Origin of the sequence: Corynebacterium glyciniphilum AJ 3170, assembly GCF_007673095.1 — a bacterium.
In the GTDB taxonomy this organism is placed as follows: Bacteria; Actinomycetota; Actinomycetes; order Mycobacteriales; family Mycobacteriaceae; genus Corynebacterium.
Genome location: NZ_VDYZ01000030.1, coordinates 1 through 13,479, shown reverse-complemented (window position 1 = coordinate 13,479; position 13,479 = coordinate 1). Strand labels below are relative to the sequence as shown.

Here is a 13,479-nt window from a genome sequence, read left to right as displayed (position 1 = left end):
GATCTCGGCGGAGATGTGCGGCTCGAGGGCGTCGTAGTCGTAGGGGAGGTCGGGAAGCTCGTACACAGCCATGGATGGTGCTCCTTACTCGTCGTTGTGGTGACCATCGGTGACGGTCTGCCGACGAGACTAATACCTCAAGTGCACTTGAGGTCAAGGGGCATGCGGAGCTGGCCTGTGGTGCGTCACGAGAGCCGACGCGCGCCTTGACCCGTCTCACCCAGGGCATCCTGAGGATTGAGCAGCGCACAGGCCTTCAACGACAGGCAACCACAGCCGATACAGCTGGTCAGTTCGCTTTCAAGTCGCTCGATACCGCGCCGACGTTCCTCGAGCTCCCGTTTCCACCGTCGTGAGGCCACCTGCCACTCCTTGTGGGTCGGGGCCCGGTCGAGTGGCACGGTGCTGAAAGCGTCCTGCACACTCTTCAGTGGGATGCCGAGATTCTTCGCGACACTGATCAGGGAGATCCGCCGTAGCATGTGCCGTGCGTAGAGACGGTGGTTGCCGGAGGTGCGTACTGAGGCGATGAGGCCCAGATCCTCGTAGTAGCGCAGCGCGGAGACTGCGGCGCCGGTCCGTCGGCTGGTCTCGCCGATACTCAGCAGTTCATCGGCGCTGCCACGAGTCTCATTGTCATGGGTGTGCGACGTCAACGGTGTTGTCAACTCCTGCCGGTGTCGTGGAACCTCAACATCACTTGAGGTTCTTGTTCTTCACCGGAGCCTACGCCGTCATCCCGGGAAGATGAGTCGGAAGCTCCTGTTACTATCCCCGAATGGCATGGTTGCTGATCTTCGCCGCCCTTGTGGTCCTGCTTGTCAGCGGGGCCGTAATTCCGCGCCGCGCCGAGTACCGGGGAGAGGCTGGCGCACCAGGGTTTCCGTGGTTCTGGATCGTCTTTCCGCTGACGGCACTGGCCGTCGCTCTGGCGATCGGAGCATGGTTGCCTGGGTCTGCCTCTGGTGTCGCGAACTTCGGTTGGACGATGTACGCGCCTCTGGCAGACGCCGATGAGAACTCGACCACCACGTTCCTCTCGGACGAGGCAGCGTGGCATCTGCTTAGGGGGCAGTGGGCCAGAATCGGATATCCACTGCTCGCGGTTGTGGGCCTCGCGTTGATGTCATGGGTCTGGAGGAGGCGTCAGATATGAGCTGGGCTATGGGGTGGGTTTTCCTTGCATCCGTCCTGATTGTTGCGGTGACCGGCGCGATTGTTATCCCCCGTCGGTCACGAGGACGACATCGCGGTTTCCCGTGGTTCTGGGTCGTGTTCCCTCTGGCTGTACTGGGCCTGATATCGACACTCGGAATGATCCTCGGGGAATTCACATCGACGATCTATACGTCCCACGACGACCCTGTGGGATTGTCGATGCCGTATCCCGCGACTGGCGGATTCCCGGGAGTACAGTTCCTGTCTACCGAGCAATTCCATCAGATGTTCGGGCCGCTTCCGTATGCGGTCTACATCTGGTTCTTTCCGGTTCTCGGAGTCATCTTCACCGTTGCGTCCGTGGTGGCGTGAGGAAGGGGCGGATATAGCCGTGGTGTTCGGGAGCGGAAAGCTCAAGATGAGGCCGTTCTGCAATTCGCACCGGGTTTTCGGAAGCTCCTGTTACTATCCCCGAATGACATGGTTGTTGATCTTTGCCGCTCTCGTGGTCCTGCTTGTGAGTCTGGCAGTGTTTCCGCGGCGGTCCGAGTACCGGGGAGAATCTGGTGGACAGGGCTTCCCGTGGTTCTGGCTCGTCTTTCCGTTGACGGCTCTGCTCATCGCCCTGGCGTTCGCGGCGTGGTTGCCGGGGAGCCCGGCGAACGGGTTTGCCGACTTCGGGTGGGGAACGTCGGCCCCGTACGTTGCGGAGGGCGACTCCTGTGGCTGGTCCCTTCTTTCGGATGAGGCGGCGAAACACCTAATGATGGGACCGTGGTCGCGAGTAGTCTATCCGCTGCTCGCGGTCCTGGGTGTCCTGCTCAGCGCGCGGGCCTGGAAGAAGAGGCTGATATGAGCTGGGCCCTTGTCGCCGCGGTCCTGCTGGTCGCGGTGGTTGGAGTTGTCGTCCTACGTCGACGCCGGCCACAGAGGTCAGCCGGGTTCCCGTGGTTCTGGGTCACGTTCCCGGTGGCGGTGTTGGCACTGGTCAGCGCCCTCGGTTCGTTCCTTTCCCGCTATGCCGGGGTGGACATACCGGAGGACGACATCGTGGGGCTCTCACAGCAGTACCCCGACTTCAACGAGACGGTGCAGTTCCTCTCCAATGAGCAGTTCCGGGCCATGGCAGGACCGGTCGATGCGACGGTATACCTCTGGTTCTTCCCGGTTCTCGGAGTCATCTGCACAATTGCGTCCGTGGTGGCCTGGAGGAAGGGGCGGATGTAGGACTCCTACTACGCCGCGCACTGTCCCGACGGGACGGGCGGCGCATTCGCAGCAAACGACGGTGTGGCGCGTTCCAGGGCGTCCACCGTGACGGCGTAGCCGGTGGAGGGGGTGGTTTCGTCGCGGGCGAAGACGACACCGGCGACCTCGCCTGCCGGAGTGAGGAAGGGGCCGCCCGAATTGCCTGGGGCAACATCTGTCTGCAGCCGGAGAACGGAGCGGACAGACGGCGGGACTCCGGCCCCTCCGCCACCGAACTGTGTCGGACCTGCGGTGACCACACGGGCATTCACCGACTGGAACGGTCCGCCACCAGGGTAGCCCTGGACAACACCCACATCGCCGGGAGCCACGCCGTCGTGGATGGACAGGGGACGGGCGTCGAGGTCGGCCGCGATGACGGCGATGTCGTCGTCCTCGTTGAAGTACACCACGCGCCCGTCGGCGGCCTGGCCGTCCTGCAGGGTGACCACCGGTGCATCGACACCGGCGACGACATGGGCATTGGTGACCACCCGGTTGTCCGCGACGATGAATCCGGAGCCGGTCGGCATCATCCTGCACGCCGAGGCGATACCGGAGATTCGGGCGACCGACTCGGAGGCGGTCACCAGCGCCGGCGATTCCGTATCGGCATCGGGGAGCGGGGCCTCCGGGGACGCCGGGCCTCGTTCCGGTGGCGGTGTCGGCACCGACGTCCCGGGGATGGACGGGAGGAACGTCTCGTCGAACAAGGCGGCCCGAACCTCGTCACCGGCCTGTCTCAACCGGTCAGGAAGAAGATCGTCGACCGCCCGCAGCGTGGCTGACGAGGACACCGCAGGTGACAGCCCAGGAATGCCCGCTGAGGCAACGCCGGTTCCGACAAGGGACAGCGCGACAGCTGCCACCATGGTCGACACGACCCCACCCATGATTCGCTCCGGTACCCGGAGCTTCAGCCGGTCGGCGCCGTGGCGGACCAACGAACCGAGTGACGAGCCGATGGCGGAACCGACGAGCAGCAGGACGCCGATCGTCACGACGCCGGCCAGCCAGCGCCAGGAAGGATCGCTCACCACACCGGTCACCGCCGGCACAGCCCAGGGAACCAACAGGGCACCACCGATCAAGCCGACCAGCGAGCCGAGGGAGGAGAAGAACCCGGCCCGCAGCCCGGCGGCGAGAGAAAGGACCAGGATCGCTATGACGATGAGGTCGACCATCATCGGACGATCGCCTCACGTCTCGAGGAAGTGCACATCGGTATCAAGAATAGATTCTCGCCCTCCTGTATGGCAGTCACGGGTGGTAACCCCCACCGGAACGGAACCGCCGGGAACTCAGGGACGCCGGCGGAGATCCGCACGTTCACGGCGTAGCAGGAGCGCCAGAGGAATGAAGTACAGCGCCGCGACGATAGTGCCGACCGCAACGGGACCGCCGGCACCGAGGGAGGTGGCCAGCGTCATGCCGGCTATCCAGGAGCCGACGGCCGTTCCGAAGTTGAACGACGCTGTCGCCATCGCCGACGCCAGGGTCGGGGCCTTGTCCGCGTAGCGCACGGCCATACCGATGAGCACCGGATTAGTCGACATGCCGAACAACCCGAGCAGAACGACCAGAACGACGGTCACGGCAGCGTTGTGCGAGAAAAGAAGTAACCCGGCGAGGACGAGGAAGGTCGCAGTTGCGGAAAAGAACAGGACAACGAACGGACGGCGTGCACCGAGACTGCCTCCGAGGTTCGAACCGATGAAGGCACCGACACCATAGCCTGCGAGTACCAGCGGAACCGCAGAGGCGGCCAGACCACTGTTGTCCGTCAACAGAGGAGAGATGAAGCTGTAGACCGCCAGTGAGGACCCACAGACCACTGCGCAGCCGGCGAGGACGAGCCAGACACGACCGTCGAGCAGGCTGCGGAGCTCGGCTCGCAGGGACGGAGCCGGGGCGTCCTCGGGGTCCGCAGGAACCTGCCGGAAGATGATCAGTGCACCAAGGACAGCCAACACGGCGAGCGCCCAGAAGGGACCCCTCCAGCCGATGGTCTGGCCGGCGAATGCTCCCAACGGAACACCGACGACATTGGCGAGCATGCCCCCTCCGAGCACGATCCCCAGGGCTTTGGACGCGAGGGACGGGCCGGCGGCCTGTGCTCCGACGACGGCAGCGACGGCCCAGAAAGCTCCGGTGGCGAGTGCGGTGAGGAATCGGGCCGCCAGAATCACCGGGAGGATGGACGTGACCGCCACAATGACGTGGCCGACGGCGAAGGCGAGAAGCGCCAGCGTCAGTGTGACCTTACGGGGCAAGCGGAGGGTGAGTGCGGCCATGGCTGGGGTACCGACAATCATCCCGACCGCGAAGACGGTGATCATCAGGCCAGTATCGGAGACCGACACGGAGAGGTCTTCGGCGATCTCCGGGAGAATACCGGCGACGATGAATTCTGTGGTGCCCATGAGGAACACGCCTGCTGCCAGAACGTACGTGACGAATGGCAGACGGTTTCCGGTGTGCGATTGTGGGGTGGAACTGGACATGCGGTCGGGAAAGGCTTTCTGTCGGTGGATGAAAAGACTGAGCGCCGATGTGGCCGCCGGGGGCGGACATCAACCAACGCACATGTCACCATGTTCCGCGTCCGACGGGGAGTCCGTGCTGATGGTGGTACTGCGAGAGTCTCCCAGCGTTGAGGTGGCTGACCGTACGCTGGTGACAATAGATGCTGATCAGCATCTATCCGCGAGTTTCCACAATGAACGTGAAAGGATGTCACATGTCTACACTTGCCATCGTCGGAGCGGGTCAGGGGCTCGGTGCGTCAGTTGCCAAGCGCTTCGGACGCGAAGGCTTCTCCGTCGCGCTCATCGCCCGCCGTCCCGAGAACGTTGATCGGCTCGCAGAAGAACTGGCAGCGGAGGGAATCGATGCCAGAGGCTATTCTGCGGACGTCAGCGACAGGGACGCTCTCACCCTGGCGTTGCAGGCCGCAGCGGCGGACCTCGGCACCATCGAGGTGCTCCAGTACAGCCCGGTCCCGGACAAGCGGTACCTCAAAGATGTCCTGGACACCACGGTCGATGACCTTACGTCCGCTGTCACCTTCTCCCTGCTCGGAGCTGCCGCAGCAGTGCACGAAGTGCTTGACGGCATGACTGACCTGGGTAAGGGGACCGTTCTCCTCGTCAACGGCAACAGTGCGGCGACACCCAACCGCGCTGTGGCCGGGACGTCGGCCGCGTTCGCCGCTGAGTCCGCGTACGGGTTGATGCTGCACGAGGCTCTGGTGGAGAAGAACGTCCATGTGGGCCAGCTGATCATTCCAGGTGCCATCGGCGGTGGAGATCCACTGTATGAGCCGGACGCGCTGGCGGAGCGCCTGTGGACGATCCACCGGACTCCCGGAGAGTTCCGCACCACTGTGACCGGTGACGGGGAGGGCACGTCATGAGGGCTGCCGAGCCTCCGTACCGCCGTCGGTCGGTTGTTGTCGGGGCTTTAGCCGCGCTCCTTGCCGCCGGGTGCTCGTCGGAGGGCGCTGACGACCGGCCGGTGGAGAGCACCGCACCGGCCTTGTCGGGAGCTCCCACTACAGCGGATGCAGGGGAAGCCACCGAGGCCAGCTTCACAGACCCGGAGGTTGTCGCAGAGGGACTCGGCGCCCCATGGTCCCTGGCATTCACCGATGAGGGCATCCCGTTGGTTTCTGAGCGGGACAGCGCACGCATCCTTGAGCTGGATGCGGCAGGTGAACCACGGGAGGTCGCTGTTGTCGAGGATGCAGCCCCTCGTGGGGAAGGTGGCCTGTTGGGCATGGCCGTTCACGAGGGCTACCTCTACGTCTACTACACCACCGACGACGACAACCGGATCAGCCGGTTCGAGCTCAGTGGTCAGGCCGGAGCACTGGAGCTGGGCGAGGCGGAAACCATTCTCGACGGACTACCTGCTGCCGGTTACCATAACGGCGGCCGTATAGCCTTCGGACCCGACGGGATGCTCTATGCGACAGTGGGTGACGCGGGAACCACCGCACGCGCCCAGGACCTCGACTCGCTGTCCGGGAAAATCCTTCGTATGGAGCCGGACGGGAGTGTACCCGGGGATAATCCGTTCGAGGATTCGCTTGTGTACAGCTATGGACACCGGAACCCCCAGGGGATTGGTTGGGGTCCAGACGGGACCATGTATGCCAGTGAGTTCGGGCAGGACACCTGGGATGAGCTCAATCTGATCGAACCCGGGGAGAATTACGGCTGGCCTGATACCGAGGGCATCACCGGAGAGGACGAATTCACCGACCCGGTGCAGCAGTGGGAGCCAGCCGAGGCGAGTCCCAGCGGGATGACGGTCACCGGCGATGCGGTATACATCGCCAATCTCCGCGGCGAGCGGATCATCGAGGTGCCGCTGGACGACATGACCATCTCGAATGAACACCTTGTGGGAGAACACGGTCGGTTACGCGACGTGGTCACAGCCCCCGACGGCAGTCTCTGGATCCTGACGAACAACACGGACGGACGTGGTGAGCCGGGGCCGGGTGACGACCGGATCCTCCGTATCACTCCGCCAGACTGATCGTCACTTCCAGGCTGTCGCGAGTCGAGGAAAGGAAGCTGACGTCCCCGGTGAATTGCCCGAGACGGGCAATACCCGGGAACGGGGAAACATCGGCATAGTAGAAGACGATCGATCCGGTGGGGGAGTAGTACCCGATATCGCCTGGGGACGCGCCGGCGGATGCGGGCATCCCGGACATCGGGAGTTTCTTCGGGGCGTCAGCGAGGACTTCCTGTCCGCCGAAATCCCGGAATGTGAGGGTGACCGGGAGTTCATTCTTCAAAGCGTCGGCGCACGGGTTGTCCCGCAGTTCTGCGGCGTACTCATTGCCGTCGATGGTGATCAACAGTCGGCGACAGTTCATGCCGTCACTCCTCCGTCCACCGGTAGTGCGGCACCTGTGACGAAGCTGGCAGCATCGCTGCACAACCAGACTGCTGCGGCAGCGATCTCTTCGGCCTGACCGAGTCGTCGGAGAGGCACACCCTTGACGACGGCGTCGGTGTCGAGTTCGCCGCCGGTCGTCATCCGGTCGACCATGGGGGTGGCAACAGTGCCCGGGCACACGGCGTTGACCCGAACGTTGTGGGGGCCGTACTGGATCGCGACGCTCTTCGTCTGCCCGATGACGCCGTGTTTGGTGGCATGGTAGGTGGCGCGTCCGTCGCCACCGACGAGCCCGCCGAGTGACGAGCAGTTGACGATGGCACCCGACCCCTGCTCGCGCATCTGCTGGAGTTCATATTTCATGGAGGCCCAGACGCCGCGGAGGTTCACCGCGACAATCCTGTCGAAGCTGTCTGCATCTTCGTCGGCAGAATCGACCGGAGGCAGCATGATCCCGGCGTTGTTGAACGCCATATCCAGCCGTCCGAATGCTTCAACCGTCGCGTTGACCGCGTTCTTCACCTCGATTTCGTCCGTGACGTCACATGTAAGTGCGAGAGCCTTCTGCCCGGTGGCCTCGATCTCGGCGACCACACGGCCGGCTGCGTCAGCATTCTGGTCAACTACGCTGACTGCGGCGCCGGCAGCGGCGAATGCACGGGCGGCAGCCGCGCCAATGCCGCTACCGGCCCCGGTAATGAAGGCGACGTGGCCGTTGAAATCGTAGGTGAGAGGTTTTCTGGTGCTGTTCATGGGTTGGTTTCCTCTCTGGAGGTCAGAAACCGACGGTCTGGCCGCCGTCCACGACCATTGCATGCCCGATGGTGAAACCGCCGAGGTCGGAACACAGCCACAGGATCGCTGAGGCGATCTCCTCGGGTCTACCCATTCGTCCGACAGGTTCCTGGGCAATGACACGTTCCCGGCCTTCTGGCGTGCCGCCGGAGAAACGACCCATCATCGGCGTCTCGATGATGCCGGGGCAGACGGCGTTGATACGGATACCACGATCGGCGTACTCCAGCGCGGCGGACTTCGTCATCCCGATCACCCCGTGTTTCGCGGCCGCATAGGTGGCCTGCTCGCGGATGCCGACGACACCTGCTCCCGAGGAGAGGTTGACGATGGCGCCACCGTGTTCAAGCATGGCCGGGATCTCATGCTTCATCGACAGGAAGATTCCCTTTAAGTCGATACCGGTGATCCGGTCCCAGTCGGCTTCCGACGTCTCATGCAGTGGCGTGGTGGGCTGTTCGACACCGGCGTTGTTCACGGCGATATCAAGCTGCCCCAGAGCCTCCACAGTCGAGGTGACGGCAGCGGCGACAGATTCACTGTCAGCGACATCGCAGACCACGGTGTGCGACCGCCGCCCGAGGTCCCTCACACGCTTCGCGGTCTCCTGCACTGCGTTTCCGTCCGTGTCGGCGAGGGAGACGTCGGCACCTGCAGCAGCGAAAGCTTCAGCCGTGGCACGACCGATGCCGGCACCGGCACCGGTGACAAACGCGACCTTACCGTCGAAAGATCTCGTCTCGGTCATAGTGTCAGCATCACCTTCGTGGCGCGCCGCTCCGCCATGGCGGCGTAGCCTTCGGCGGCGTCATCCAGCGGCAGGGTGAGGTCGAACACCCTGCCCGGGTTGATCTCGCGGTCCCAGATCTTCTGGATGAGCTCAGGCAGGTAGCGGCGGACCGGGGCAGGGCCGCCGTGCAGGTGGACCTCGGCGAAGAAGACTTCATCCATCGGCAGTGCGACTCCCTCGTGGGCGACGCCGACGAAACCGATGTGGCCACCCGCACGGGAGGAGTGGATGGCCTGCATGAAGGATTCCTGGGTCCCCACCGCCTCGATCACGCTGTGTGCGCCGAGACCGTCGGTGAGTTCCCGGATTCTGGCGACGCCGGCCTCACCCCGCTCCTCGACGATGTCAGTGGCCCCGAACTCGCGGGCCAACGCCTGACGGTCGCTGTGCCGGGACATCGCGATGATCCGTTCGGCTCCCATCTCCTTGGCGGCGAGGACGCCCATCAGACCGACAGCGCCGTCGCCGACGACGGCGACGGTCTTGCCGGGGCCGACCTCGGCAGCGTCCGCTGCGAACCAGCCCGTCCCGAGGACGTCTGACGCTGCCAGGAGTGACGGCACGAGATCGTCCTGCGGCGTGCCGGGGGTCGCGACGAGTGTGCCGTCGGCGAAGGGGATACGCGCCTTCTGCGCCTGGGTTCCGATACCGGCGTGGACGAATTCGGCGTGGACACATTTCGACGGGTACCCGGATCGGCAGATTTCGCATTCACCGCAGGAGATGACGAAAGAGCCGACCACGTAGTCACCGGGTTGCACGGTGCGGACCGCACTACCGGTCTCCTCGACCACGCCGACGTACTCGTGGCCCATGTGGAGGTGGTCGGCGGGTTCGACACCGCGGTAGGGCCACAGGTCGGAGCCGCAGATGCAGGTGGCGGTGATTCGTATGACGGCATCCGTGGGCTCGATGATCTGCGGGTCTTCGCGGTCGCCGACGCGGATCTGCCCGGGGGCGTCCATGATGACTGCACGCATGGGATGTTCCTTCCGTAGGAGGTGACTATGTCATTCCACCGTCCATTGTCGCCGTCGACCGCGGCGACGGGGAGTCCCTCCTGAGGGAGGTACCGGCGGTACCTCCCTCGCCGCCATGCCACGTTCTATCGTGGGCGTATGGACAACAGGGCTGACGTCAGGGAATTTCTCACCACCAGGCGTGCCAAGATCAGCCCCGGCGATGTCGGTCTGCCGGAGGGCAGCAACCGGCGTGTACCGGGTCTGCGCCGCAGCGAGGTGGCGACACTGGCGGGTGTGAGTGTGGAGTACTACACCAAGCTGGAGCGTGGTGCGGTCGCCGGGGCGTCTCCCGAGGTCCTGGACAACCTGGCCAGGGCACTCCGCCTGGACGACGCCGAGCGGGCGCACCTGTTCGACCTCGCCAACGCGGCCAGCCCCGTGGCACGTCCGCCGAGGAAACGGAACGGGGCAACCTGGGCCCCGTCCCCGGGACTGAAGTGGGCGCTGGAGGCAGTCACCGCCGGACCGGCCTTCGTCCGCAACGGCAGAATGGACCTGTTGGCGACGAACACACTGGCCAGGGCATTCTACACGGAGCTCTACGACATGCCGGGACGTGCACCCGGGCCGCCGAACATCGCCAGACACGCCTTCCTCGACGACCGTGCGTTGAACTTCTACCCGGACTGGGACGGGTTCGCAGACATCACAGTGGCGATCCTGCGTACCGAAGCTGCACGCGACCCCCACAACAAGTCCCTGCATGACCTCGTCGGTGAACTGTGCACCCGCAGCGACGAATTCCGGACCAGGTGGGGAGCGCACAATGTTCGGCACCACGGCAGCGGATTCAAGTCATTCAACCACCCGGAGGTCGGAGAGATGACCCTCGCCTACGAAGGTATGCAGATGGAGGAGGAGCGTGGCCTCACGTGGACGATCTACGCGGCAGAGCCAGGGTCTCCATCAGAGGACGCGATGAAACTGCTGGCTTCCCTGGCTGCTGATGGTGCATACGAGGCACACTGCGATAGAAGTACCTACCCTGGGTCTCAGCGCACACCATGAACCACAATGGACGGGAGACACAGTGTTCACAGGCGTACTGATCGAGAACGGCGAAGACAACAAGGACTACCGCGCAACGCTCCAGGAGCTGGATGAACAGCAGCTCCCCGACGGCGACGTGACGGTGCGCGTCAGCCATTCCGGGATGAACTACAAGGACGCCCTGGCCATCACCGGCAGCGGCACAATCGTCCGCAGTTTCCCCATGGTCCCCGGTATCGACCTCGCAGGCGAGGTGGAGCACAGTGACAACCCGGACTACCAGGTAGGGGACAAGGTGCTCCTCAACGGCTGGGGTGTCGGCGAGAAACACTGGGGAGGCATGGCACAGAAAGCGCGGGTGAACGGTGACTGGCTGGTGCCTCTGCCGGAGAACTTCACCCCGGCGCAGGCGATGTCGATCGGCACGGCCGGATACACCGCGATGCTCTGCGTCATGGCACTGGAGCGCCACGGCGTGACGCCCGAGCAGGGGGAGATCGCCGTCACCGGTGCTTCCGGCGGGGTCGGCAGCGTGGCTGTCACCCTGCTCGCCAAGCTCGGGTACACCGTGGTGGCGGTCACCGGACGCCCGGAGGAAAACCGGTACCTGGAGGACCTCGGGGCCACTGAGATCCTCGACCGGTCCGGATTCGCTGACGCCGGTAAACCTCTGCAGAAAGCGAGGTGGGCAGGTGCCGTCGATGTGGCGGGCAGTCACACGCTGGCGAACGTCCTGGCGGGGACGAAGTACCGCGGTGTCGTGACCGCCTGCGGGCTGGCCGCGGGCATGGACCTGCCTGCCTCGGTCGCGCCGTTCATCCTGCGGGGCGTCACACTCGCCGGGATCGACAGCGTGATGTGTCCCCGCGAGGACCGGCTGGAGGCGTGGCGTCGCCTCGGCGAGGACCTTGACCCGGCCAAGCTCGACATGATCACCGCCGAGGTCGGTCTGGACGAGGCCGTTCCCACCGCACAGAAGCTCCTCGACGGCAATGTGCGCGGGCGCGTCGTCGTCGACGTCAACTGGTTCTGACCCCTGAGTGGATCTCGTCTGAGTTGATCTCGTCGAGGGGGACCCGCGCCCGGTCGCGGAAGAGCACCAGCATCGGGATACCGGCCAGCAGGATGATGGCGACCGCATACCAGGCCGGTGCGTAGGGAGACCCGGTCACGTTCATCAACCAGGTCGCCACGAAGGGGGACAGGCCGCCGAAGAGGACGGTCGCGGTGTTGTAGCCGATCGCCATGCCGGAGAACCTGCCCACGGCAGTGAACTGTTCCGGAACGGCAGATGCCGCGACTGCGCTCCATCCGGCCGCGGGGACCGCCAGCAAGGCTCCGCCGAGCAGAGCGGTGGACCCCGCCTCGCCGCCGAGCAGCATGTAGGCGGGGATCGTCGTCGCCAGGATGACGATCCCGAGCAGGATGAAGACCGGACGCCGACCGAACCGGTCGGAGGCCACGCCGGCAAACGGGGTGACCACGATGGCGACGACGGCGGCGACGGTACCGAGCCACAGGGACGTCGAGCTGTCGATCGACGCCGCGGTCTCCAGGTACGTCGGAACATTGGTGATGTTCAGGAAGTACGCTGCAGACCCCACGGAGGAGACCAGGAACGCGACCAGGACGGCACGCGGGTGCGAGCGCAGCACTGTGACCAGAGGTGACCGTTCGGTATTCTCCGCGGTGTCCTTGACCTCGGTGAAGGTCTCGGTTTCATCCATCAACCGGCGTAGTGGCACCATGGCCGCGGCGAGGAGGGCACCGACCAGGAAGAGTACCCGCCAGCCCCATGCGTCGAGGTCTTCCGGGCTGAGGTACCTGGCCATCAGATACCCGCCGCCGACCGCCAACAGGGAACCGACCTCGGAGTTCGCGGCCGCCCAGCTGGCGGCCAGACCCCGGCGCCCGTCGCGGGCGGACTCCACCAGGTACACCATGATGCCGGTGTACTCTGCGCCGACGGCAAAGCCGGCCACACAGCGCAACACCAGCACACCGACGCCGCCCCAGATGCCGATGGTGTCGAAGCCCGGCATCACCGCGATGCCCAGCAGGGCCACCGCCATCAATGACGCGGACACGATGAGCGAGGACTTGCGTCCGATCCGGTCACCCAGGTGGCCGAACACCATCGCACCCAGCGGGCGGAAGATGAATCCTGCGGCGCCGAGCGCAAGGGTCAACAGCAGTGATCCGTCATCACCGTTGAAGAACGTGTTGGCGAGACTCGCCGAGACGTAGAAGAAGATGGAGAAGTCGTACCACTCGACGATGGTCCCGAAGGCGGCGACGAGCATCGACTGGCGGCGTCGGGACGTGGGCACAGGGGGAAGGCCTTCCGGTCGGAGGGTGCAGGGGCTACAAGGGGATCGGGCAGCGCGTCGTGCCGACACTACGCCTAAGTGCTCGATGTGTGTCGGGCCTGTGTCGGTGGCCGGCTCTTCATACCTGGGTATGAGACAGAGGGGTGTCGTACGGTCCCCGGAGATCAGTCTGTGGGTCGATGTGGTGGCGCGTGTGTGCGGAGCATCATGGACAGCATGATCACAGTTGAGA

Annotated in this window: 16 protein-coding genes and 1 pseudogene; 8 read left to right on the top strand and 9 right to left on the bottom strand. The window is 64.7% G+C overall.

Going from position 1 to position 13,479, the window contains the following annotated elements:
- Together FS507_RS16235 and soxR are read right to left on the bottom strand one after the other, a co-directional pair.
- Nucleotides 1–72 (bottom strand): annotated as a pseudogene (locus FS507_RS16235) (superoxide dismutase); the annotation flags it as partial.
- A gap of 113 nt (nucleotides 73–185) precedes the next feature.
- A complete protein-coding gene (gene soxR / locus FS507_RS16230) occupies nucleotides 186–656 on the bottom strand; it encodes a redox-sensitive transcriptional activator SoxR (protein ID WP_145943808.1) in 471 nt (156 codons plus the stop codon).
- Between the two features lie 122 nt (nucleotides 657–778).
- Here soxR and FS507_RS16225 point away from each other — a divergent pair, with 122 nt between their 5' ends.
- The 4 genes from FS507_RS16225 (at nucleotide 779) to FS507_RS16210 (ending at nucleotide 2,385) form a co-directional block, all read left to right on the top strand.
- Nucleotides 779–1,156, top strand: coding sequence for a hypothetical protein (locus tag FS507_RS16225; protein WP_145943807.1), 378 nt, complete (start codon nucleotides 779–781; stop codon nucleotides 1,154–1,156).
- Complete coding sequence (locus FS507_RS16220) at nucleotides 1,153–1,530, top strand: hypothetical protein (protein ID WP_145943806.1); 378 nt, start codon at nucleotides 1,153–1,155, stop codon at nucleotides 1,528–1,530. The genes FS507_RS16225 and FS507_RS16220 overlap by 4 nt, the downstream gene beginning before the upstream one ends.
- A 103-nt stretch (nucleotides 1,531–1,633) precedes the next feature.
- Complete coding sequence (locus FS507_RS16215) at nucleotides 1,634–2,014, top strand: hypothetical protein (RefSeq protein WP_145943805.1); 381 nt, start codon at nucleotides 1,634–1,636, stop codon at nucleotides 2,012–2,014.
- Nucleotides 2,011–2,385 (top strand): hypothetical protein, encoded by a 375-nt coding sequence (locus FS507_RS16210; protein ID WP_145943804.1) that lies wholly within the window; start codon nucleotides 2,011–2,013, stop codon nucleotides 2,383–2,385. Before FS507_RS16215 ends, FS507_RS16210 begins: the two co-directional genes overlap by 4 nt.
- 8 nt (nucleotides 2,386–2,393) lie before the next feature.
- Here FS507_RS16210 and FS507_RS16205 read toward each other — a convergent pair whose 3' ends face one another.
- A complete protein-coding gene (locus FS507_RS16205) occupies nucleotides 2,394–3,593 on the bottom strand; it encodes a MarP family serine protease (RefSeq protein ID WP_145943803.1) in 1,200 nt (399 codons plus the stop codon).
- A 114-nt stretch (nucleotides 3,594–3,707) separates the two neighbouring features.
- Nucleotides 3,708–4,910: an MFS transporter gene (locus FS507_RS16200; RefSeq protein WP_145943802.1), complete on the bottom strand. Its 1,203-nt coding sequence runs from the start codon at nucleotides 4,908–4,910 to the stop codon at nucleotides 3,708–3,710.
- A 236-nt stretch (nucleotides 4,911–5,146) separates the two neighbouring features.
- Between FS507_RS16200 and FS507_RS16195 the strand changes: the two genes are divergently transcribed.
- Together FS507_RS16195 and FS507_RS16190 are read left to right on the top strand one after the other, a co-directional pair.
- Complete coding sequence (locus tag FS507_RS16195; protein ID WP_145943801.1) at nucleotides 5,147–5,821, top strand: SDR family NAD(P)-dependent oxidoreductase; 675 nt, start codon at nucleotides 5,147–5,149, stop codon at nucleotides 5,819–5,821.
- Nucleotides 5,818–6,951 (top strand): PQQ-dependent sugar dehydrogenase, encoded by a 1,134-nt coding sequence (locus tag FS507_RS16190; protein WP_145943800.1) that lies wholly within the window; start codon nucleotides 5,818–5,820, stop codon nucleotides 6,949–6,951. Before FS507_RS16195 ends, FS507_RS16190 begins: the two co-directional genes overlap by 4 nt.
- On the opposite strand, the gene FS507_RS16185 is transcribed toward FS507_RS16190, so the two are convergent.
- The 4 genes from FS507_RS16185 to FS507_RS16170 are packed head-to-tail and all read right to left on the bottom strand — an operon-like array spanning nucleotide 6,935 to nucleotide 9,885.
- Nucleotides 6,935–7,297, bottom strand: a complete 363-nt coding sequence (locus tag FS507_RS16185) for a cyclophilin-like fold protein (RefSeq protein WP_145943799.1) — start codon at nucleotides 7,295–7,297, stop codon at nucleotides 6,935–6,937. The two genes, FS507_RS16190 and FS507_RS16185, sit on opposite strands and share 17 nt — an antisense overlap.
- Nucleotides 7,294–8,073, bottom strand: coding sequence for a glucose 1-dehydrogenase (locus FS507_RS16180; RefSeq protein ID WP_145943798.1), 780 nt, complete (start codon nucleotides 8,071–8,073; stop codon nucleotides 7,294–7,296). The genes FS507_RS16185 and FS507_RS16180 overlap by 4 nt, the downstream gene beginning before the upstream one ends.
- 22 nt (nucleotides 8,074–8,095) lie before the next feature.
- Entirely contained in the window at nucleotides 8,096–8,863 is a 768-nt protein-coding gene (locus tag FS507_RS16175; protein ID WP_145943797.1) for a glucose 1-dehydrogenase, read from the bottom strand.
- The gene (locus FS507_RS16170; RefSeq protein WP_145943796.1) at nucleotides 8,860–9,885 is read right to left on the bottom strand and encodes a zinc-dependent alcohol dehydrogenase family protein; all 1,026 of its coding nucleotides are present in this window, start codon (nucleotides 9,883–9,885) and stop codon (nucleotides 8,860–8,862) included. The genes FS507_RS16175 and FS507_RS16170 overlap by 4 nt, the downstream gene beginning before the upstream one ends.
- A gap of 138 nt (nucleotides 9,886–10,023) precedes the next feature.
- Between FS507_RS16170 and FS507_RS16165 the strand changes: the two genes are divergently transcribed.
- Both FS507_RS16165 and acuI read left to right on the top strand, forming a co-directional pair.
- Entirely contained in the window at nucleotides 10,024–10,935 is a 912-nt protein-coding gene (locus tag FS507_RS16165) for a helix-turn-helix transcriptional regulator (protein WP_145943795.1), read from the top strand.
- Between the two features lie 22 nt (nucleotides 10,936–10,957).
- Nucleotides 10,958–11,950 carry an acrylyl-CoA reductase (NADPH) gene (acuI, locus tag FS507_RS16160; RefSeq protein ID WP_145943794.1) on the top strand — a complete coding sequence of 331 codons (993 nt, stop codon included), beginning with the start codon at nucleotides 10,958–10,960 and terminating at the stop codon, nucleotides 11,948–11,950.
- Here acuI and FS507_RS16155 read toward each other — a convergent pair.
- Nucleotides 11,937–13,247: an MFS transporter gene (locus FS507_RS16155; protein WP_260853585.1), complete on the bottom strand. Its 1,311-nt coding sequence runs from the start codon at nucleotides 13,245–13,247 to the stop codon at nucleotides 11,937–11,939. The two genes, acuI and FS507_RS16155, sit on opposite strands and share 14 nt — an antisense overlap.
- Nucleotides 13,248–13,479 lie beyond the last annotated feature (232 nt).